The sequence below is a fragment of the Priestia iocasae genome, assembly GCF_016909075.1.
GTDB lineage: Bacteria > Bacillota > Bacilli > Bacillales > Bacillaceae_H > Priestia > Priestia iocasae.
Genome location: NZ_JAFBFC010000005.1, coordinates 229260 through 252901, shown reverse-complemented (window position 1 = coordinate 252901; position 23642 = coordinate 229260). Strand labels below are relative to the sequence as shown.

Genomic DNA, 23642 nt, shown 5'->3' with positions numbered 1-23642 from the left:
TTACAAGAAAAGCCTTCTACTTTTTATAGAAGGATACACGATTCCCTAATTCACGATTACAGTTGTAGTACGCAAACCTATTAATGGCTTTATCAAGTTCTTCTATGCTAGATACCTTTACTCTAAATCCTAATTGCCAACAACCCTTAACATGAACAGGATTCACTTTGTTAGCTACAAGAAAGCCAGTCCAGTAACCATTCTTAACAATTAATGACTTTACAGTATTTTTATGCTGCTTTTCCATTTGACTCACCTCCTTTCAATAGTTAATCGTTCCTTCTTGATGGCAACAGAAGCTTCACCTCCTTTCGAAGGAACGGGTGGGCACCAATCAACGTACAAACCTTTCATACAATACATTGCCTGGGGTCAAAAAATTTCAATATTTTTCACTATATAAGGTTTACATTTTTTTACATATTACAAATCGGTTAGAATAGAGATTACTATTTTTGTAAAATTGATTTATCCTTGATAGAAAGTCTTGTAGAATAAAAGTAGTAGAATAGTTATATTTTTATTTTTTGGAGGTGTAAGGATGATAGGAAAAATGTTAGATAACAAAAGGTCTGGTATTGTGGGAGATGCATTGAAACCATATTTTAAAAAAGATGCCAAGGTAGCGATCATGTCATCCTACTTTACGATATATGCGTTCAAGGCTTTAAAGAAGGAATTAATGAAGGTGAATGAGGTACGGTTTTTATTTATCGACCCTACCTTTACTTCAGAAAAACATACACAAGGCACTACAGACATTGATAAGTCAGATCGAGAGAAAAAGTTGTCTGGTTCAGAACTCGAAATTAAGATGCGGAATGAACTTACACAGGCGAAAATCGCTAAAGAATGTGCTGATTGGATAAGTTCAAAAGTAAAGATGAAGTCCTTGACATCACCATTAACACAGAATCGCTTGTTCCATATTGAAAATAAAGATGGTTCATCTGTGGCTATTCAAGGAAGCTCGGATTTTACCAGCAGCGGGTTAGGCTATACATACTCACCCAGTCTTCATATGAATTCACTAATGGACGAACCTCTATCTACAAAGCAGTATATTCAGTGGTTCAATGAAGTGTGGAAGAACGATGCTATCGTTGAAGAGGTAAAAGAGGAAGTGCTGGAAAGAATCGCAGCAATTTATGAAAATCACTCTCCAGAGTTTCTTTACTATGTCACGCTATATAATATTTTCAGTGACTACCTGGAAGAATTCGATGAGGATGCGATTGTAAAATCAAAAACAGGCTTTAAAGACACCACAATCTGGAATAAGCTTTATAAGTTCCAAAAAGATGGTGTTCTCGGAGCTATCGATAAATTGGAAAAGCATAACGGTTGTATCATTGCAGATAGTGTAGGTTTGGGGAAGACGTTCGAAGCCCTGGCTGTTATTAAGTACTACGAGTTAAGAAATGACCGAGTACTCGTCTTGTGCCCCAAAAAATTAAGAGAAAACTGGCTGATTTACACTCAAAATGATAAGAGGAATGTCCTCTCTACTGATCGCTTCAACTACGATGTGTTAAATCATACCGATTTGAGTCGTACAGACGGTTTGTCAGGGGATATTAATTTGTCTACTGTGAACTGGAGTAACTACGATTTAGTTGTTATTGATGAATCACATAATTTCAGGAATAACCAGGCAAGAAATGACAGGGAAACTCGCTATTCCAGATTGATGAATCAAATCATTAAAGCAGGTGTTAAGACAAAGGTCTTAATGCTATCAGCGACGCCTGTAAATAACAAAATGAATGATTTGAAAAACCAAGTTGCTTTTATTACGGAAGGTAAAGATGAAGCTCTGGAATCAGCAGGTATTGAAAGTATCGAACAAACGTTAAGAAAAGCACAACTTTCTTTCAATAAATGGCTCAAGTTAGATGAAGAAGAGCGAAAATCAGATAATCTCCTGGAAATGTTGAACTTTGATTATTTCAAATTGCTTGATGCAGTTACCATCGCTCGTTCAAGAAAACATATCGAAAAATACTATGATATGTCCGAAATTGGGAAGTTCCCACAACGATTAAAGCCAAGTAATGTATATGCCGATATTGATGAGTACAATGAGTTCCCTAAAATAAAGGAAGTCAATAAGCTCATTAACAGATTAAATTTAAGTGCGTACTCACCATTAAAGTATGTAATGCCTGAAAAGCAAGAGGAGTATAGTCGTAAATATGATAAGAAAGTAAAAGGCGGTTCAGTATTTAAACAAATTGACCGTGAACGCAGTCTAGTTCACTTAATGAGGGTTAACTTACTTAAAAGGATGGAAAGCTCTATTCACTCATTTGGTATGACAGTAGCTTCTCTTTTGAGGAAAATCGATGATCTGTTACTTAAGCTTGATAATATTCAGCAATACTCCAATGCCGATATTAATATAAATGAAATCGATGTTGACGATGATGATGTGGAAAACATGCTAATAGGTTCGAAAGTAAAAGTACTCCTTCAAGATATCGACCGCATTAAGTGGAAGCAAGATTTACATGATGATAAGGAGAAACTTGAGCAGCTACTGATTGAATCAGCAAAAGTTCAAGCTCCACGTGATGCCAAATTGAATAAGATTAAATCCATGATTGACCATAAGCTCCTTCATCCCATCAATGGCGAAAATAAGAAAATCATAATTTTTACAGCTTTTGCCGACACAGCAAGCTATTTATATGGTGAGTTATCACAATGGGTGTCGAAACAGCATGGGATAAATACTGCCCTTGTAACAGGTTCTGGAGGCAATCAGACCACACTCAAAGGAGTCCAGAAAGATTTAAACGCAATCTTAACCCACTTTTCACCCGTATCCAAAGAGAGAAGTAAAATAGATTCCAAAATTCGGGATGAGATCGACATTTTGATTGCTACCGACTGCATTTCGGAAGGTCAGAACCTGCAAGACTGTGATTACCTTATTAATTATGACATTCACTGGAACCCAGTCCGAATCATCCAACGGTTTGGTCGAATCGATCGTTTAGGCTCTAAGAATGATGTTATCCAACTGGTGAACTTCTGGCCGAACATGGATCTTGATGAGTACATTAATTTAGAAGCACGTGTCAGTGGCAGAATGGTACTCCTTGATATTTCAGCAACGGGTGAAGAGAACGTAATAGAATACGATGAAAAGAAGCAAATGAACGATTTGGAATACCGTAAAAAGCAACTGAAGCAGTTACAAGAAGAGGTTGTTGATTTGGAAGACATTTCTGGAGGAATCTCTATCACAGATTTGACCCTGAACGACTTTAAAATGGATTTGCTTGATTACATGGATACCAATAAGAAGAAAGTTGAGACAGCCCCTCTAGGATTACATGCAGTTACATCGCTTCAGTTGGCTCCGTCTTCTGATACCGAACCAGGGGTAATATTCTGCATCAAACAACGCAATGCAGCAGCACCAGTAAAAGAAACAAGCGCACTTTATCCATATTATCTGGTGTATATGAATATGGATGGAGAGGTTCGACTAGGACATTTAAAGACAAAGCAGATACTGGATCTCTTCCGTAAAGTTGCTAATGGTCAAGGGGACGTGTTCAACGAGTTGATTCATCAGTTCGCACAAGAAACAGAGGATATGAACGACATGTCTACTTACAAGTATCTACTAGACAAGGCAGTCGAATTTGTTCTCGGTATTGTAGAAGAGCAAGGTATGGAGTCATTGTTCAGTCTCGGAATTTCTAGTCTTTTACAGGATACAGCTACAACCTCGGAAGACTTTGAATTAATCTCATTTTTAGTGATAAAGTAGGTGATGGAATGAGGGAATGGTTGATTAATCGGTTGCAGATACCTCAACGTGCTGTGCTAAACCGTAAGATACCAAAGAAAGCATTTTTTACACAAGCGGACCTTTCCACAACCGAGAAGGAAATGTTCACTTCCCAGATAGAGGGGATTTTTCTATTAAGTGTTATGAATCAACAGAGTATGAATATCCCAATCTACCAAGATGACGAATTCAATTATGCAGAAGTAGTATGGATATACGTTGAGCTTCGAACGGACAAAAATATAAATAGGATTATTGGTGCTGTTCATAAGTCTATCCCTAATCCAGTCGTATTAATAGTGGGTTCTTCAGAAGGTCAGATTCTTTTGAGTACCAGTCACAAAAGACTTAATAAAAATGACAAGACTAAAGTTGTTGTCGAACAACCCACCATTACCGACTGGTTTAACCCGAGGGAAGAAAATACCGCATATTCCAATTTACTGAACTCATTGGTCGTTTCATATTTATCTTTTGAAAACCTACATAGCATTTACGAGGATATTCATCAATGGATAATATGTGAAGAATTAATTCAGTTAATAGGGACAATACCAACCAGTTCAGACAATCGCAAAGAAGCGGTCAACATATTTAGTAATGTTCAGAAACATCGTAAGGAAGTTGAACAATTGCAGCAGGAGCAGAAAGGGCAACTTGATTTTGGTGCAAAGATGGATTTGCACATGAAGATAAAGCGACAAGAACAACAAATCAATACTCAATTACAACAAATTAAGGAGTTGTGCTAATTGCAGAAATTAGAAGGAAAAACATTCAATGTAGTACAAGAAAATATTGAAAAGCTAAAAGAATTATTTCCAGAAGTATTTACGGAAGACAAAGTCGATATTGATAGGTTACGTCTTGCTCTTGGTGAAAATGTAGAAAAAGAAAAGGAACGGTATGAATTTACCTGGAATGGTAAAACAGAAGCGATTCAACTAGCACAAAAGCAAACAACGGGTACACTTCTTCCTTGTAAAGATGAAAGCGTAAATTGGAGTAATACCCAAAATTTATATATTGAGGGCGATAATCTCGAGGTTCTTAGAGTATTGCAAAACTCGTATAGGAATAAAGTTAAAATGATATATATTGATCCTCCGTACAATACAGGAAATGATTTCATATATGAAGATGATTACTCTGATAATCTTAAAAACTATAAAATAAAAAATAATGAAAATATGAAATCCAATCCCGAAACATATGGCAGGTTTCATACTAAATGGTTAAATATGATGTATCCAAGATTAAAAATCGCAAAAAATCTCCTTAAAGAAGACGGTGTAATCTTTATTAGTATAAGTGATAAAGAAATTCACAATTTGAGGAAGATATGTGATGAAATATTTGGAGAAGAAAATTTTGAAGGTCACATCCACTGGAGAAGAAGACATAACCAACCTAACGATAAAACAAAACTGATTGGTTTAGTTGCGGAACATATAATTGTATATGCTAAAAACAAATCAGAATTAAAAGCATCTGGAGTTGGCAAAATCGGCCTTACTGGTGAATTTAGTAATCCAGACAATGACCCAAGGGGAGAGTGGGCATCAAAACCTTGGAAAGTTGGCTCTGATCAGAATGGGTCTAAGTATGTAATTACTACACCAACAGGTGTAGTTTATGATGGAGAGTGGATGGGGGATTATGGTAATTATAAAAGGTTGTTAGATGACAATAGAATATATTTTCCAAAGAACGGAGATGGTTCTCCAAGAAAAAAATACTATAAGTTTGAACGAGAAGAAGAGGGACAATGTGCAAATAACTGGTGGGATGCAAAAGATTTCGGTCATAATCAAGGTGCAAATAATGAAACATATGAATTAATGGGTGTAAAAAATATATTTAGTAATCCTAAACCTACTGAATTAATAAAAAATTTAATACAAATATCTAATGCTAAAAATGACGATATAATACTAGACTTTTTTGCTGGTTCAGGTTCAACGGCACATGCAACTCTTCAACAAAATATTGATGATGGTCAAAGTAGAAGATTTATTTTGGTGCAACTACCTGAGTTGTTGGACGATAAAAACAAAGATCAAAAAGCTGCATATGATTTTTTAACTTTGTTAAATAAACCATTAAATATGTCTGAAATAGGTAAAGAACGGATACGACGTGTAGCTGAGAAGATAAAAAATGAGATCCACAATAATAGTGTGGTGCAAATAGACAGTGGATTTAAATGTTTTAAATTGGATGAAACTAACCTCAAAACATGGGATGAAGAGTCACTAAATTTAGAAAGAAGCTTACTTGACTTCGTTGAACCAATAAAAGAGGGGCGTTCTCAGGAAGATGTTGTATACGAGGTTTTACTCAAATATGGTATCGATTTAACAGTTCCAATTAAGGAAACTAAAATTGCAGGAAAGACTGTATTTACTATTGGATTAGGCTACTTACTAGTTTGTTTAGAAAGAGATTTAACATTGTATGAAATTGAAGAAATGGCAAAAGAAAAACCAGCCCGAATTGTATTCTATGATGAAGGGTTTATAGACGATAGAGTACGTACAAATGCCCAACAAATCCTTAAGCGTTATGGTGTAGAAGATATTAGAGTGATTTAAAAAGGAGTGGTAACATGAAGATTAAATTTGATGAACAACAATATCAGCTTGATGCCATTCATTCCATTACGGATATCTTTGAAGGCCAAACAGTAAAAGTGTCTAACTTTACCGTTAGTATGGGCGATATTGTCGGACAAGAAATTACAGAGCTAGGAATCGGAAACAAGCTGGAGTTGTCTGAAACGGAAGTTCTTGAAAATGTTCAAAAGGTACAGGTGAGAAATCATCTTAAAAAGAGTACAAGTATTCAAGACTGGAACTTTACAGTCGAGATGGAAACAGGAACGGGAAAAACATACGTTTATACTAGAAGTATTTTTGAGTTAAATAAAATGTATGGTTTTTCAAAATTCATCATTGTTGTGCCTAGTGTGGCAATTCGTGAAGGGGTATACAAATCGTTGCAGATGACAGAAGAGCATTTTGCAAACGAGTATCCTGGGCAGCATTGTAACTACTTTAAATATGATTCTTCCAAACTGGAACAGGTACGTGAATATGCAACAAGCTCCAATATTGAAGTAATGATTATTAATATTGACGCCTTTAAGAAAAGCTTTGATGACCCAGAAAAGGAAAACAAGGCTAACCTTATTCACCGTGAAAGAGACACAATGAATGGCAAAAAGCCTATCCAATTTATTCAAGAAACAAACCCTATCGTTATAATTGATGAGCCACAAAGTGTTGATAACACTGATAAAGCAAAGGAAGCTATCGCTTCATTAAAACCACTTTGTAAATTGCGGTATTCTGCTACTCATAGGGACACATACAATCTAATGTACAAGCTAGACCCCGTTGATGCTTATGAGAAGAAGCTTGTTAAGAAAATTGAAGTACTATCCGTCAATTCTGATGACGACTATAACGACCCATACATTAAGCTGTTGAGTGTCTCCAATACAAACGGATATAAGGCCACTGTGGAAATAGATGAGAAAAAGAAAAATGGTTCTGTTACCAGGGTGAAAAAAGAAATAAATCCTAACAATAAGAACAACTTATATCTATTATCTGGTGAGCGGGAACTCTACCGTGGATATATTGTAGAAGGTATCGATTGTTATACTGGAAACGAAATGGTTGAATTTGAAAACGGTAAGGCATTGAAACTAGGAGAATCAATTGGTGGTATTGATGATGATCTGCTTAAGAGATATCAAATAAGAGAAGCTATTCGCACTCATTTGGATAAGGAAAAAAGGCTTGTCTACCAAGGAATCAAAGTACTTACTCTTTTCTTTATAGACAAAGTAGAAAACTATCGAGTTTATCCAAAAGGACAACCTTGGCAAAAAGGAAAGTATGCCGAAATTTTTGAAGAAGAGTATGCTTCCCTTATTAGGTTACCTAAATATCGATCGCTCTTTGAAGAAGACCAGTATATTTCGAACCAAAGTGCTGAAGAGGTTCATGACGGATACTTTTCAAAGGATAAGAGTGGAAACTATAAAGACAGTAAAGTTGCGAAAGATGGCAGCCTGCGGTCGAATAAAGATGATGAATCAGCATTTGAACTCATCATGAAAGAAAAAGAAAAGCTACTAAGCTTTGAGACGCCGTTGCGATTTATCTTTTCCCACTCTGCCCTTAAAGAAGGATGGGATAACCCAAATGTCTTCCAAATATGCACTTTAGTTGAAACCAAGGACCCTTTTACTAAGCGGCAAAAAATTGGTCGTGGATTGCGCTTATCTGTGAATCAAGATGGACAAAGACAATATGATGAAAATATCAATGTCCTCACAGTAATAGCAAATGAATCGTACCAACAATTTGCAGAATCGCTTCAGAAGGAAATGGAAGATGAGACAGGTGTTAAGTTTGGATACCTTGAAGAACAATCTTTCTCTTCAATTACTTTGACAGATGAGGTCACTGGAGAGTCCAAGGAAATAGGCTATGACTATTCTACCAAAGTGTATTCCTTCCTTGTTAAAGAAAAATTCCTTGATAAAAAAGGAAAAGTTGAGAACAAGCTGAAGGAAGCAATTGCAGCTGAAACTTTCGATGTTCCAGATGAATTTAAGGAAATAAAGCAGGATATTGAAAGAATCATAAGAAGTTCCATAAAGAAGCTGCCAATCTTCAATAAGAAAGACGAAGTGGATATTAAGCTGAATAAAGAAGTTCTCCTAAGCGACGAGTTTAATCAACTGTGGAACCAGATAAAATACAAAACGACTTACTCAGTAGATTTGGACTCCGATACACTTAAGAGCCGTTGTATAGATGCGATACAAAAGCTGGATGCATTTAAGGCAAGGAAAATTAAACGAGAAAACGCCCTATTGAAAGTGGACCAATCAGGGGTGTCTGGTGAAGGGCAGACTATGCGTGTATATGAAGCGCTTGAAGAGAAACGGCGTCTGCCAGACATCCTCCGTTATTTACAGGAACAGACCAACCTTAAAAGACGTACACTTGTTGACATCTTAATTGGCTCCAAACGCTTGAAAGACTTTGAAAAAAATCCACAAGCATTCATGGAAGCTGTGATGAAAATCATTAACAGAGAAAAGAAGAAGTTAATTGTGGATGGCATTAAATATGAGCGTATAGGTGACCATGCATTTTATCAACAATCTTTATTCGAGCATCAAGAGCTTGTCGGTTACATGAAGGCTAATGCAGTCGAAGTGTCACATGATAAATCTATCTATAACTATATTCGCTATGATTCCAATGTGGAGCGAGCATTTGCAGAAAAGCTTAACAATGATGAAGACGTTAAGTTGTTTGTTAAGCTCCCTTCATCATTTGTAATAGATACACCGCTGGGCAATTATAACCCTGACTGGGCAGTGTTGGTTGAAAAAGATGGAGTAGAAACTCTATTTTTCGTTGTTGAAACAAAGGGGAGCACTGACCAGGAGGATCTGCGATTGAAAGAAGATGGGAAGATCACATGTGGTCGGAAGCACTTTGCGGCATTGGAGAACGGGGTCACATACAAGCTCGCTAATAGCTATGAAAAATTCAAAATGGGAATATAGACCCATATTTTACCCTTGCATTATCTGTGCCCAATGGTTCTACTCAAATTAACAGACGAGATAAGCACAATACACTCTGTTTGTAATTTGACTAAAAGGTGCGGATGATATGAAGAGCAATTTATGCCATGGTTTCATGTATGAAACAGAAGAAGAACTCAGAGCGCTAGTGGGAATAGAGGAATACCTGGACATGGAGTTTAATAAAGGGAATGGCGACTGGGAACCAGATTGGGATGATGACAGCGATGCTTACGAGTTGCCTTCATCATTAGCAATGGACGTCTTTTGTAAAAGGAAAGCCGAAGGCCTAACACAAAGAGAGCTAGCACGGAAACTAGGCATTGGTCTAGAAACCTTATCAAAGATTGAAAATGGTCATGAGAACCTTCGAACAAAAGTGAAAATGAAAATAGAAGAGTATCTGAATAAAGAATGATTACAGTATCATACAATTCCGTATTACAGAGCAGCCTAAGAAACATTGGGCTGCTTTTCGTATTTATAAGGCCAAGAATGGAAATTAAATGAAGAATTCAATCGAACTAACCAAATACTTGTAGTAAAATAGGAAATATAAGGAGATTTCTGGTGTTATTGAACATATTGATTATTTTTTTTGAATAGATGCAATATGAGGGGGAGTTTTCATTGCCTAATCACTTATCTGTAAGAATTGCCTGGCATGATAATGGATGGAATGGAAGAGTATGCAATAATCCGAGTGAGAATGTTTATTGTGTGGGTAGGTACTCTTACCCAGGAGATGTAATTGCCAGTCAACGTAATTTAGAATGGGAAGAAGAAAACAGCGGAGAGCATGCAGCGGAGTTAACAAAAGTTCTCCCATGCTCGTATAGTATTAATGCTTTTGGTGACCGTGAAATTACTGCGGAGAATGAACCACCAGGATTTTTTAACGATAATACCAAAACAGCAAAGTGGACTATGCCACCATACTCTATTAGTACATGGCCATATGAGGCTATGTATGATGAGAGTGCTAAAAGCAATGGAAGATTTGATCCTGAATTAAGAGCTAAAAATATGAGGGAGTATTTTGCCGATTTAGAGCAAGGTACGTCATTAATTTTCTATTATGCAAACTATGATAACCCTTTTAGCGGTGAAGATAAAAAATATGTCCTGGTTGGTGTGGCTCGCTTAAAGAAAATTGGAGATGAAATGACCTACGAAAACCAAAGTGAGGAAAGTCTGAATAGATTCGGAGGTTTTGTGTGGGGACGTGTCATTCAATCCAATTATGCTGAAGAGGGTATGAGAATTCCTTATCACCGTTATATGGACAATGAAGAAATCCTTTCAAAGTTAGCTTTTATTCCCGAAAATCAACGGAACTTCAAATATGGTACACGGAAATTCAGTGATGACGAAGCTTTAGGCCTAATCGAGCGTTTTTTAGATATTGCTCATACTCTTAAAGAGATTGGTGATACCACTGAAGATTGGAATCAAAGAATAAATTGGTTAAGTAGTTTAATAAATGAGCTATGGGAACACCGAGGCCTTTTGCCTGGATTACCAGCAGCTATGAACTACATAAATTTTTCAAAAGCAATTCCCTATATAAAAACACAAATCGCCAAAACAGATATCAGGGAGATCAAAGAAACGCTTTTTGACATGCTTGAGGGAAAAGCTGAGACGCCAGCCTCTTTAAATATTGATAAAGCGGAATTGAAAAAAATACAAAGACATTGGAAAATCAAAGAAGACGAAGAGCGGATTATGCTTAAAGACGTTCTTCCCCGTTTCGATCTGTCAAAAGAGCAGATTGAAAGAATTGTTAGTGAGAATAGAGAAGAATCAGGGATATATTCATCTCTAAGTGAAATAATTGAAAATCCATATTTACTAAACGAAGAATATATCGGTGATGACACGGATGATAGAATAACATTTTATAAGATTGACCACGGAATTTTTCCTTCTCCAGACTTAGGGGAAGAAAGTTTAATGGACACAGATGACCCAAGAAGACTAAAAGCACTCTGTTGTGAAGTGCTAAAGCAGTTTAACCAACATGCATTCTTAGATGCGAAACAGATTTTAAACAAGTTAAACAAAAGCCTTTCACACATGCCTGAATATAAAAAAGATTCTTTTACAATGCGGCATATAGAAGTAGATGAAGATGAGTTGGCCAAAAGCCTCTATATAAGAAAGACAGACCAGTCAATTTATTTATATCGAAAACATGTTCATGAACTAGAAAGACAAATTGAAAAGGTTATCCGCACTTTGCTATCACGGTCTAAAATAACCCTCAAGTATCCAGTTACAGATGATGATTGGGAGAATATGCTATACAGCCCTGATAGCCCAATTCTTGAAAAAGCTCCAGATCAATATAAGAGCATATTAAATGAGCAAGTTGAGATATGTCGTCAAATATTTAGACAGCCAATATCAATTATTCATGGAGAAGCAGGGACAGGGAAAACAACAATACTTAAATCTATTATTAATGGAATAATGAAAGCACACGGTGAAGGAACTACATTTCAGTTATTAGCTCCGACAGGGAAAGCAGCGGATCGATTAAGGGAGAGAACAGGCAAGGCTGCCGAGACGATTCATTCATTCTTAGCCAAGCGTGGCTGGTTAAATAATAATATGACTTTTAAGAGAAGTGGCGGAACAGTAGAGACAAACGTAAACACATATATCATCGATGAAGCTTCTATGATAGACGTCAATTTGTTGGCTACTCTGTTCAAAGCGATAAACTTGAATACTGTCCAAAGGCTGATTTTTGTTGGAGATGTCAATCAGCTACCACCAATAGGAGTGGGTAAGCCTTTTGCAGACATATTACATTGGTTGAAAAATAAATTTCCTGAATCAGTAGGAATGTTAAAAACGAATTGCAGGCAGCTAGAAAGCGGCGGTATATCTTTAAAGCTTGCCAGTCTCTATACCGAAGGCTCTAATGTGGAAAAGGAAATCAATTCTGAGGAAGTATTACAAAAAGTACAAAAAGGTGGGAAAATTGATAAAGATTTAAGCGTTGTATACTGGAATGACGGAGAAGAACTTAAACGGAAGATATACCAAACAATTATTAGTGATATCGAGGAAATAAGCGGTGAAAAGGTAGACCCAGATCGGCTATGGGAAGACTTTAGGGTGCTTAATCAGGAAGATGGGAATCAAAGTGCAGAGGCATTTCAAATCATCTCGCCCTACAGAGGAGAAGCATTTGGCACGGAGGCAATTAATCAATTAATTCAAGATGTGTTTAATGGTTCTATAAAAACAAACAAAGGCAACCTCGGTGGCGTTAGCTATTTTGACAAAGTTATTCAGTATAAAAACCGTCCAAAGTCAAACCCTTACTATGCCTATAATATGCTAACAAAGTCAAATGAAAAAGTTCAAGTATTTAATGGCGAGTTAGGCTTTGTCCATGTTCATCCATTCGACAAGAAGAAATGGCTATGGAATAAGTTTAGGTTAAAACAGTTCCAAGTTCTATTCAATCGAAAGGAACATTACAGAGTAAGTTTTGATTCAAAGTCGGCCGTAGAAGAAAATCTGGAATTAGCTTATGCGATATCGGTTCATAAGTCCCAAGGAAGTGAATTTAAAAGAGTCTACTTTGTGCTGCCGAAAAGTAAGAAACGTTTACTTTCAAAGGAACTCTTTTATACAGGTATTACAAGGGCTCAAGTGCATACAACACTGTTCGTAGAGGAAGATATATCACCATTACTAAGTTTGAGCAGGAAAGAAGCATCTGAGCTAATTAAGATTAACTCATCAACTTTCGAATTTGAGCCTATCCCATTAGAATTTTTTAATATGGATGAATGGTATGAAGAAGGGAAGATACATCGAACTCTTTCTGACCATATGGTTCAATCTAAAAATGAAGTCATTATTGCTAACATCCTGTTTGAAGAGGACATTCCTTTCCAATACGATGTTCCTTTATATGCAGACGATGGAACATTCTATCGACCAGACTTTACCCTTCAGTACAGCGGTGAGGAATGGTATATCGAACATCTTGGTATGTTAAATGTTCCAAGCTACCGTCAGCATTGGGAAAAGAAAAAGAAATGGTACGAGAAACATAGATTCTCTCAACGCCTTATTGTTACAGATGATCTTAATGGTGTTGACGCAAAAGCTTGGAGAAATGTGATCCTGGATAGTCTAAATAAATAAAAAGCAGGAGAGGTCAATTCCTCTCCTTAATTTCTGGCCTAAGTATGTTGACTAAAAAAGTTTTATTTATTGGTAATTATTGTGCGGTAATATTGAGCTATATTATAAGAATGTGGAGGGTGCATTTGAATGATAGATAAGAAACTTTTTGAAACAAGATTAAATAGAATAATAAACCTATATGACGACCTAGATAATCTAATAGAAACACTTCCTGTAAAGCTTCCTGAAGGTGCTAAAGAACAGGTGAAGAAAATCATTTTTAGCAATAAAGAAATAAACGACGTTATCGCTGGATTTAAAGAAAGAAGACCTCCGAGACTTATTCTAGTAGGTAGAACGGGTGTTGGAAAAAGCAGTTTAATTAATGCGATATTTGGAAAATACATTGCTAAAACTAGCCCAGTAGAAATCGGAACGAATCAATTGAGTAGATATAACTATGAAATTGAGGGGGATATACTTTTTGAAGTTATAGATACAAGGGGGATCGCCGAATCTACTAATGAAAAAGAAACTACGGCAGAGGAAGATTTCAAAAATGCAATCGAGGATTTTGACCCAGATGCTGTTCTTTTTCTATCGGATGCCACAGAGCGGGCGAGAATGGATGAAGATGTAGATTATATTAAGAAGCTATATAAAGAAATCGGTACAGAAATTCCATTGGTTACTGTGCTCACTCACGTTGATGACTTAGAACCATCAAGGATAAAAGAGCCCGAAAAATATACAAGCTCAAAATTAAGAAATATACAAGATAAAAAAGTACAAATGGAAAAATTACTCAAGAACTTAAATGTTGCTTGTTCAACGGTAATACCTGTATCGACTTATATAGAATGGAACAAAGAAGACCCACATTTATTAAGCGTCCAAGAACAACAAGAACTTACAATTGATTTTGATGGAAGGTACAATATTGGTGAATTAATAGATTTTTTGGAAAATAATATAGATTTTCGTGCTTCCATATATTTAATGATGACAACAAGGATTGATACCGCAATTAGAAAAATATCTAACCTGATTATCAATGGTTTTGCTATTGCAAGCTCTACTATAGCTCTTACTCCAATTCCGTTTAGTGACATAGCGATACTAGTACCAATACAATTAATACTAGTAATATTCATTGCGTATTTAAGTGGATCTGATATTGATAAGGATACTGCAAAGGAATTTTTACTTAGTATTGGTGGTGTCGGCGCTCTTGGTTATGGATTGAGAACTTTTGCTCAACAAGGAGGCAAACTCCTTAACCTTGTATTTCCAGGGGCGGGAAGTGCAGTGAGCGGCACACTGGCTTTCTCAGGTACGTATGCAATTGGGAAAACAGCACAGGCATATTATATTGATAAAAAAGGGACAGACGAGCTAGATACAATTATGAAAAAAGCAAGTGAAGAAGGTAAAGATAAAGCACCTGAATAAATAAGGAGGGGGGATATTATGTGGTTGAATGTTGATATACCCACTAAAAAAGTCACGATCCATGAAGATGATTGTTCATATATACCTAAGGGTAATTCCAGATATAAAAAGTTGAATGGCTTACTCCGTGATGGAGGCTGGCTACATTTAAAGAATAGAGAAGAAGCATTACTTGAATATGAACATAACTACAGAGAATATGAGCGAGGTTATTGTTTTACGTGCGATACTAGCGCAAAATGATATGGGACAGGAGTTGGGGAACTCAATGATATTCTTTAGTCATACACACAGTGACAAACAAATAATTGAACCAATAGCACAAATCTTTGTTAACACGTTTGGTCAAGAAAATATATTTTACGATAGCTGGTCAATACAGCCAGGTGATGGGATCATTGATAAGATGACTGAAGGACTATCAGAATGTAAATTCTTTTTTTTCTTTGTATCCAAAAACAGTTTACAAAGCAGTATGGTTCAGCTCGAATGGCAGAATATGTTGATGAGAGCAAGTAACAATACGGGTATAAAATTCATACCTGTAAAATTGGATGATTGTCTCATGCCCATTATACTATTACAAACATTGTACATTGATGTATATGGAAAAGGACTTGAATATGCAGTTAGACAAATGGTTGATGTTGTTAATGGGAGAAATACATATAGTCCTGGATTACAAAGATACGAAAATGTACGAGGGTATGTAACAAAGCTTTCTATTAGTGAAGTAAACATAGAATTTAAAGCTGAGTCTTATGCAGAGCCGATCTCAAGATATCTTATATTGTTAGATAACGATGAAAGCGAAATAGAATTCAAAGTTACAAACGAAAGTATGTATAATAATAGTTTCACTTCAAATATTCAATTAAATGACGGTACACATGCTAATGCAATTTTTATAGGTGTAAGTAGGAGTACAACACCAACATTTCCATTGAAAGTGAATGTAAAGAGCAAAACAAATTCACCTATCCAGTTAAAAGGACTAATGAGAGCGACATCAGATGACCAATTTAGTGGCATACCACTAATTCATGTTTAGGCCGTAGTAGGAAACAAGTCAAATGTATATTGAAAGGGTAGAAGGTAATACAGATGTTCCCCTCTACCCTTTATTTTATTTTACCCTATCCAACGTTACGGTGAACCGTATCATAAATAACTGCAATTTTTTAAGAGGAGTTGAATTAAACTTCTCTTAAAAAATTTTATAGACTATGAAAGCAAAAATGAGGACGAAATAAATATAGTTTGCTGGTTAAGCCTAATTTTAAAAATTTGATATTATGAAATCGAGCTCTGTCAATTATCCTTTTCATCCTCTCATATGAAATGAGTTTTCATATGAGAGGTTGATAGAATTGGGATCTGTGCCTCATTGTTTGTGTGATAGAACCTCTTAAAAGTGACTCTAGTTTGGATTATCAAAAACACGGCGTTTGTATCCGTTAGTGTCAACCACTCATTTATAAATCAGATTTTATCCTCGGAAAGTTAGAGGTTTTTTTATCTGTTTTTCCATCAGACCGTCATCTCAAACGGAACGAGAGGGTTATTAGCAATGTTTAATTCTTTCTGTTCTTATGACTATAAGGATTAAATGGTGTAAAATAGGTAACAGAATAATCCAAGTTAATTATTTCGCTATATTCAAATACTTTGCCGTTTTGAAGGATTCCTCTATTAATAATTTTCATCGCAGCGCTTCCTTTTTTACAATTAAGAATATCAGCTTCCTCTTTATTTACATTTACAGAACTATAGGATGTGATAAAGTGAGATATTTTATAATTACATTGTTGTACATAATCATGGACGGATTTTTTCACTTCTTCTTCATTAAGCTTGGGAAAGTAAGAAAAGGGTAATCTTGTGGTCTCAATTTGTACTTTTTGATAGTCCACAATTCGCACTCGTTGATATTCCCATAAATCCGTTTGATTACCACTTAGATCAAAAATTTTCTCTAAGTTATTATCAGGTGGAACTTTTTTAAAATAGATGATTTTAGATTGAATATCTTTGAATTTTTTTTCTGTTAGAGAATTGTAAATTAATGGGCTTTTATATTTTGTTTCATGTACGAAAACACCGGATCCTTGAATGATTTTTATGCATCCAATATTCATAAGTTTTTTCAAGGCCTCTCGAATTGTATATCGCGAAACCTCATAATTTTTTGCAAGATCCCTTTCTGTAGGTATCTTTTCACCTGCTTTGTATTTATTTTGATAAATTTTGCTTAGAATATCATTAGCAATAAAATCTCGTTTTTTCATCATTTTATACCTCAATAAAATGGCTTTCTTCATTCATATACTCATATACTATAGCTTCTTTTAGTTAAACACACCTCTAGAGCGTAAGTGCTCTAGAGGTAATGATAGAAAAAAGCTCTGTTCTTTATGGTGTGTGAATAGCTCCATTTGGAATACGTGCCTGTGTCCATTCGTGTTCGCGATAAATAACCGGATAATTTTTGGCCATATCCTCATCAAAATCTACGCCAATTCCAACTCTTTCGATAGGATAAATATATCCATCAACTACTTCAACGGAGTTAGGAAACATTCGTTTCGTCGTTTCATCTGGTTCTTGTATCTCTTGTATTGCTGCCGTATGAAGATGAATATTTAAGTGCGTATTTACCGCAACTCCAATAGGAGTCATATCAGATGGTCCATGCCAAGCAATTCGAACACCAAAATTTTCACATAACGCGGCTAGTTTTAGTGCAGGTGTGATTCCTCCAATTTGTGACACATGGCAGCGGATAAAATCAATTTGACGATTTACAATCAGATTTCTCCACTCAGTTGGGTTATTAAATAATTCTCCAGTTGCTAAGGGTGTAGTACACTGTGCTCGTAATTGAGATAACCATTCATTTTGATCAGGAGGTAAAATATCTTCTAAAAAGTAAAGTTTAAATGGTTCAAGATCTTTTGCTAATTGTAGTGCTTGGTTAGGAAATAACCTTTCATGAACATCATGAAGAAAATGAATATCATAACCGTATTTTTCACGTAAAGATTTAAACATGTTCACGACATCTTTCATATAGATGTCTGGATCAAAGTATACTCCTGCACTTAACTCTTGTGTTAAGTGCATATTTTGATTCTTGCCACCATATAGCCCTAATTGACAACGAATATGCTTATATCCTCTTTTGATTAGTGAATCAACATTTGAAAAAAGTTCTTCTAGTGACAATCCATCAGCATGCGTATAGGCGGCAATAGCCTCTTTGGACTTTCCTCCAAATAATTGATAAAGTGGCATATCGGCTAATTTGGATTTTATTTCCCATAAAGCCATATCTACACCAGCAATAGCATTATTAATAACAGGACCGTTTCTCCAATAAGAATTAACCATCATCATCTGCCATATGTCTTCAATATGATTCGCATCAAGATTTATTAGTAGAGGTTTTAAATAATCATCAATAATGGCCTGTACAGCTAAAGGTCGTTGTTGAAAAGTTGCACACCCATATCCATGAATACCTTTATTTGTTTCTATTTTAACGACAATAAGGTTATGTCTATGTGGATTAGTCACAAATGATTTTACATCCGTTATAATTGTAGGTTCCAACTGTGATTCTTCCTCTCTTTTTAAATTGCAATTGTCAACTCGAAGCAATTTATACTTAAATTAAAACATAATAAAAACAACAGCGTCAATTTGGTATGGGAAGCAGGTTTATTTATAAAATTTACCGTACCAATTATTTTTAAATACATGGAGAAACCTCTGATAGAATAAGGTTTCTTGTTTTTTTTTGGTCCTTTTTGAAGCGTTTTCAAATTAATTTTTACTGTGTTATCATTGGCATGTCAATTCGAATTGTAATTTAATATCTAAAGATTTTGAATTTATTAATTTCTTTCTCTAGGAGATGAAGAAAACATGAAAGAAAAAGAAACTGTAAAAAAAATTATCCAACATGTAGGCGGAAAAAAGAATATCAGGAAAGCTTGGCATTGTATGACTAGGTTGCGTTTTGATTTATATGACAATTCTTTAATTGAGCATGATGAGGTTAAACAATTAAATGGGGTTATTGGTGAACAGCTACAAAGCGATCAATATCAAATCATCATGGGGACAAACGTACAGAAATACTATTCTACATTAGCAGAAGAGCTAGGAATGGATGATGTGCAGGAAAATGACCATGCTAATCAAAAGAAAAAAGGCCTCTTCTCACGCTTATTGGATGTTGTTTCAGGTGTATTTGGTCCAATTGTTCCGGCTATTGCTGGTGCTGGGATGGTCAAAGGGATTATAGCAGGTCTCATTGCATTAAAAGTACTATCAACGGATACTGAAACAGTAAAAATTTTAGACTTGATTGCAAGTAGCGTTTTCTATTTCTTACCATTTTTCATAGCGGCTTCAGCATCCAAAATATTTAAAACAAATCAGTATCTCGCCATTGCTATTGCAGCTGGTTTTATGTACCCAACTTTAAATGATGCTGCTAAATTGGGTGAAATAAGTCAAATTCATTTTTTAGGGCTCCCAGTACCAGTCATTAACTATGCAGGTAATGTTATACCGATTATCTTATCAATTTGGGCACTAAGTTATATTCAAAAAAATGTTGATAAGTATATGCCTAATGTTCTGAGAACTGTTTTCACTCCTACATTTACCTTACTTATCTCTTTACCTTTTGCGTTAATCGTAACTGGACCATTAGGAAGTTACGTTGGTAAGGGATTAGCGTTTATGGTAGATTCTTTATTTAATATTTCTCCAATCTTAGCTGGTGTTGTCATGGGCGGTCTTAGACCAATTGAAATTGTATTTGGTGTGCATCATGCAATGACTCCCATCGCACTCCAAAACTTCGCAGATAAAGGATTTGACATGCTAATGCCGATGATGTTTATGACAAATATGGCTATAGCAGGTGCAACGTTTGCGATGTTCTTTACAACTACTAGTAAATCAGAGAAATCTATTATTCTTTCAGCAACTATTTCTGCCCTGTTAGGTATTACAGAACCAGCTTTATTTGGTGTGCTGATTAAGAATCGAAAAGCATTTATAGGCTGTACGATCGGCAGCGCAGTAGCCGCGACATTCTTTGCTATGATGGGTGTTAGGATATATGGATATATCCTATCAAGTATCGTAAGTTTAGTTGCATATGTAGGTCCATATTTTCCGTATGCTTTAATTGGCATCGTAATAGCTATTAGTACTTCCTTTCTCATTACGTATTTTTCTGTGAAAAAATCTCATAGTGGTAATACATTTAACAATGCCACTTTGAAGAGAATTGGATAGTTACATCCATTATGAAAAATTTCATCTCCATTTTAGATATTGATTGAAAACGAATTTTTAAAAAATTATTAAATAAATTATTAAACGCCTCTTTATAAAAAAAGTAATGATAGGCGCGACTTCTGAACCAATCAAAATGCCTATAAACAAATAGCCTTATCTATTACACGAAAATAAATGCTTGGCTTCCTTTTGGTGGTCAAGCATTTATTTTAGATATTTATAGAAAAGATACTTATCAGGGGAGGACATATGAGAAAGATCGCAACTTTAAATAAATTAATTAATAGTGGTGTAATTGCTGTTATAAGAGCAGATTCAAAAAATGAGGCCTTTAGAACATCAGAGGCCCTCGTTAAGGGAGGTATAACAGGATTAGAATTAACTTTTACAATTCCAAATGCAGAAGAAATAATTCGTGAATTGAAAGACAAGTATACAAACAGTGAAGGAATAGTAATAGGAGCAGGTACCGTTTTAGATGCTACTACAGCAAGACTTGCTATTATGGCTGGAGCTGAATATATTGTAAGTCCGTTCTTTGATCAGAAAACAGCAGAATGTTGTAATTTATATCAGATACCTTATCTTCCAGGGTGTATGAGTATAAAGGAAATATCCAATGCTTTAAAAGCAGGTGTGGATATAATAAAACTTTTTCCAGGCAGTGCGTTTAGTCCTAGCTTTGTAAGTGTAATAAAAGCCCCGTTACCGCAGGTTAATGTCATGCCTACCGGTGGTGTAAGCTTGGAAAATATGGATCAATGGTTTGCAAGTGGAAGTATTGCTGTTGGAGTGGGGGGAAACTTATTAGCACCTGCTAAAACCGGTGGTTTTGATGAAATTACGAATTTGGCCAAACAATATATACAACGTCTTAAGGATATCAGAGGAGACAAATAAAATGGGTGGAGTTTTGACCTTAGGTGAAGTGATGTTACGGTTATCAACTAGTATGGATACTAGATTAAGTGAATGAAATCAGTTCCAAGTACATTATGGTGGTAGTGAAGCCAATGTAGCGATTAGTCTGGCTAATTTTAACCATAGTTTATTTTTTGCTAGCAAGGTGCTTGATAATTCTTTGGGGCTAGCTGTAAAAAGACATTTTAAGCATTATGGGGTGGCAACTGATTTAATAATCTTCGATGGTCCTAGACTGGGGTTCTGTTTTTTGGAAAATGGTGTTGGTGAACGTACTTCCTCAGTCATCTATGATCGCGCCAATTCTAGCTTCTCGGAAATGGATATCTTAGAATGGTCAATGGATAATTTATTTCATAATGTGGAACTATTACATATTTCAGGAATTACTCCGGCTATGTCAAGCAACTGGGGAATACTTACACTACAACTAATGAAAGAAGCAAAGCGACGTAAAGTAAAAATTAGCTTTCATATTAATTATCGGGCTAAATTATGGACGCACTCTCATGCAAAAAGTACTCTCAACGCTTCTTCCATTCGTAGATTATTGTTCGGCAGGCAGGCTAGATGCAATTCCTCTTTTAGATATTGAAGAAAATAGAGTAAATCTGGATGATGTTTCTTTTTATTATGAAAAAATGAGCAAGCTTTATCCTCACATTAAGGTGTTTTATTCAACTTTGAGAGAAATAAAATATACTAGTAGTAATTCTCTATCAGCAACTGAATTAGCAAGAATGGCAATTACTTTAAAAGTGATAGCAGATAGATTTTAACTATAAATAAACTTTAGATGAGATAAAGCCATTTATAGGTCAGGCTTATCAAAGAAGACATTAAAATTACTAAAAAACCTCATTTAGATACACTACGTAAAACCCTACCATAAGAAATGATAAACCAGAATTTCATACCCATTATTAATAAATCCCTAATGAAGTTGCTAAATATCTAAATAGAATAATACTCAATCTTTACTATCAAGGAAAATGAAAGTAAGCGAATAGAAAAGCGCTACGTTATTGTAGTGCTTTTCTTTATTTAAATGAAAAAACATGACTTTTGTAGTGTAAAATAAGCGTAGAGAAAAAAATGAATATGGGAGGCAACAAGATGTTTTTAACAGCGTTTATCGTAGGAGCAATACTTTACATGCTATACGGGGGAATCTATTATTCCATCCTACTAAGAAATAAAAAGAATCATCCGATTGCATATGTCGTCTCTGTCCTCGTTGCGTTTGTCAGTTCTTTTCTAGTAGGGACCATTGTACAAGCAACAGGAGTAGAAAGTATTTTAGGCGGGGCACTCACTGGAATGGCTATTGGGTTTCTCATCAGCATCGTGTATGTAAAAAATACGATGTTCGGATTGATAGAGAAAAGGGCCTGCTATATAGCAATTGGCGATCATTTTGTCATCTTTACCATCCTTGGTGCAGTTCATGGGTTTTTTGCATAATAGAAAGAACATGGTTGAAATTACAGTTTATTAACTGTGAAAAACTGTAATTTCACACCAATTGTGATAGGAAGAAACAGGACCAAAAAAAACCAAACAGGTATCTAATTTGGCAGAATAAACATAAAGAAAGTAGTAAGCAGATGAATAGAAGTTGAATTAAACCTCATTTACATACACCACACGCAATACAAACAAAAAGCTCCAAAGACCCCACATCACCCATGACTAAAGCCACTTCTAGTCTCCTATCTTTGGTTATAATCGATACGTTACGTTCAATTGTTAATTTGTCGTTTGGTATAATGAGATAGAATGATTTCTAAATTGAATGGGGGATCCGGTCATTTTTTCGTCCATCCTTCAATACAAAGAGGTGAGATAAATGGCAGTTGTCTATTTTGCTGGAGGGTGTCTTTGGGGAGTGCAGGCATTTATTAAAACGTTACCTGGTGTTACGTCTACAGAAGCGGGAAGAGCGAATGGAGCCAGCAACACACTTGAGGGTGACTATGATGGCTATGCGGAATGTGTAAAAACAGAGTTTGATCCAGCTGTTGTCACGATGGAAAAGCTAATGGACTATTACTTCGAGATCATTGATCCGTACAGCTTGAATAAACAAGGAAATGATATAGGAGAGAAATACAGAACGGGCGTGTACAGTGAAGATCATAAGCATTTAGAAGAGGCGAGAGCCTTTATTGATAAGAGAAGTGATGCGAGCCGTATTGTTGTGGAAGTTCTTCCTCTTACCAACTACGTGAGAAGTGCGGAGGAACATCAGGACAGGCTAGAGAGATGCCCAGATGATTATTGTCATATTCCTAAAGAGACTTTAAATAAATATAAGATTTAACGCATGTGGACAACATGTTTGTAGAGCCAGGAATTGCAGCACATACAAAG

17 protein-coding genes are annotated in these 23642 nt (G+C 35.6%); 14 read left to right on the top strand and 3 right to left on the bottom strand.

Annotation, left to right across the window (positions count from 1 at the left end):
* Positions 1-16: 16 nt before the first annotated feature.
* Positions 17-247, bottom strand: coding sequence for a hypothetical protein (locus JOC83_RS14965; protein ID WP_205188190.1), 231 nt, complete (start codon positions 245-247; stop codon positions 17-19).
* A gap of 294 nt (positions 248-541) precedes the next feature.
* On the opposite strand from JOC83_RS14965, the gene JOC83_RS14960 reads away from it, so the two are divergent.
* From JOC83_RS14960 to JOC83_RS14925, 8 genes are all read left to right on the top strand, one after another.
* The gene (locus JOC83_RS14960; protein ID WP_205188189.1) at positions 542-3784 is read left to right on the top strand and encodes a helicase-related protein; all 3243 of its coding nucleotides are present in this window, start codon (positions 542-544) and stop codon (positions 3782-3784) included.
* A gap of 8 nt (positions 3785-3792) precedes the next feature.
* On the top strand, positions 3793-4557 hold the full coding sequence (locus tag JOC83_RS14955) for a DUF4391 domain-containing protein (protein WP_205188188.1): 765 nt from the start codon (positions 3793-3795) through the stop codon (positions 4555-4557).
* Positions 4558-6399, top strand: coding sequence for a site-specific DNA-methyltransferase (locus JOC83_RS14950; RefSeq protein ID WP_205188187.1), 1842 nt, complete (start codon positions 4558-4560; stop codon positions 6397-6399). It abuts the gene before it with no gap.
* A 14-nt stretch (positions 6400-6413) separates the two neighbouring features.
* Positions 6414-9401 (top strand): type III restriction-modification system endonuclease, encoded by a 2988-nt coding sequence (locus JOC83_RS14945; protein ID WP_205188186.1) that lies wholly within the window; start codon positions 6414-6416, stop codon positions 9399-9401.
* 109 nt (positions 9402-9510) lie between these two features.
* The gene (locus tag JOC83_RS14940) at positions 9511-9840 is read left to right on the top strand and encodes a helix-turn-helix domain-containing protein (protein WP_205188185.1); all 330 of its coding nucleotides are present in this window, start codon (positions 9511-9513) and stop codon (positions 9838-9840) included.
* Between the two features lie 212 nt (positions 9841-10052).
* Positions 10053-13595: an AAA family ATPase gene (locus JOC83_RS14935; protein WP_205188184.1), complete on the top strand. Its 3543-nt coding sequence runs from the start codon at positions 10053-10055 to the stop codon at positions 13593-13595.
* Positions 13596-13724: 129 nt separating this feature from the next.
* Entirely contained in the window at positions 13725-15029 is a 1305-nt protein-coding gene (locus JOC83_RS14930) for a GTPase (protein ID WP_205188183.1), read from the top strand.
* A gap of 178 nt (positions 15030-15207) precedes the next feature.
* Positions 15208-16080: a toll/interleukin-1 receptor domain-containing protein gene (locus JOC83_RS14925; RefSeq protein ID WP_239583568.1), complete on the top strand. Its 873-nt coding sequence runs from the start codon at positions 15208-15210 to the stop codon at positions 16078-16080.
* 523 nt (positions 16081-16603) lie between these two features.
* Here the strand turns inward: JOC83_RS14925 and JOC83_RS14920 are convergent.
* Positions 16604-17350 carry a GntR family transcriptional regulator gene (locus JOC83_RS14920; protein ID WP_239583553.1) on the bottom strand — a complete coding sequence of 249 codons (747 nt, stop codon included), beginning with the start codon at positions 17348-17350 and terminating at the stop codon, positions 16604-16606.
* 91 nt (positions 17351-17441) lie between these two features.
* Positions 17442-18641, bottom strand: a complete 1200-nt coding sequence (locus JOC83_RS14915; RefSeq protein ID WP_205188181.1) for an enolase C-terminal domain-like protein — start codon at positions 18639-18641, stop codon at positions 17442-17444.
* Positions 18642-18956: 315 nt separating this feature from the next.
* Between JOC83_RS14915 and JOC83_RS14910 the strand changes: the two genes are divergently transcribed.
* The 6 genes from JOC83_RS14910 (at position 18957) to JOC83_RS14885 (ending at position 23592) form a co-directional block, all read left to right on the top strand.
* Positions 18957-20345, top strand: a complete 1389-nt coding sequence (locus JOC83_RS14910; protein ID WP_205188180.1) for a PTS transporter subunit EIIC — start codon at positions 18957-18959, stop codon at positions 20343-20345.
* A gap of 252 nt (positions 20346-20597) precedes the next feature.
* Complete coding sequence (locus tag JOC83_RS14905; RefSeq protein ID WP_205188179.1) at positions 20598-21248, top strand: bifunctional 4-hydroxy-2-oxoglutarate aldolase/2-dehydro-3-deoxy-phosphogluconate aldolase; 651 nt, start codon at positions 20598-20600, stop codon at positions 21246-21248.
* Positions 21249-21369: 121 nt separating this feature from the next.
* The gene (locus tag JOC83_RS20350) at positions 21370-21864 is read left to right on the top strand and encodes a PfkB family carbohydrate kinase (protein WP_205188241.1); all 495 of its coding nucleotides are present in this window, start codon (positions 21370-21372) and stop codon (positions 21862-21864) included.
* Entirely contained in the window at positions 21779-22048 is a 270-nt protein-coding gene (locus tag JOC83_RS14895) for a hypothetical protein (RefSeq protein WP_205188178.1), read from the top strand. Before JOC83_RS20350 ends, JOC83_RS14895 begins: the two co-directional genes overlap by 86 nt.
* 337 nt (positions 22049-22385) lie before the next feature.
* Complete coding sequence (locus JOC83_RS14890) at positions 22386-22733, top strand: DUF1761 domain-containing protein (protein ID WP_205188177.1); 348 nt, start codon at positions 22386-22388, stop codon at positions 22731-22733.
* A gap of 385 nt (positions 22734-23118) precedes the next feature.
* On the top strand, positions 23119-23592 hold the full coding sequence (locus JOC83_RS14885) for a peptide-methionine (S)-S-oxide reductase (protein WP_205188176.1): 474 nt from the start codon (positions 23119-23121) through the stop codon (positions 23590-23592).
* Positions 23593-23642: the final 50 nt, after the last annotated feature.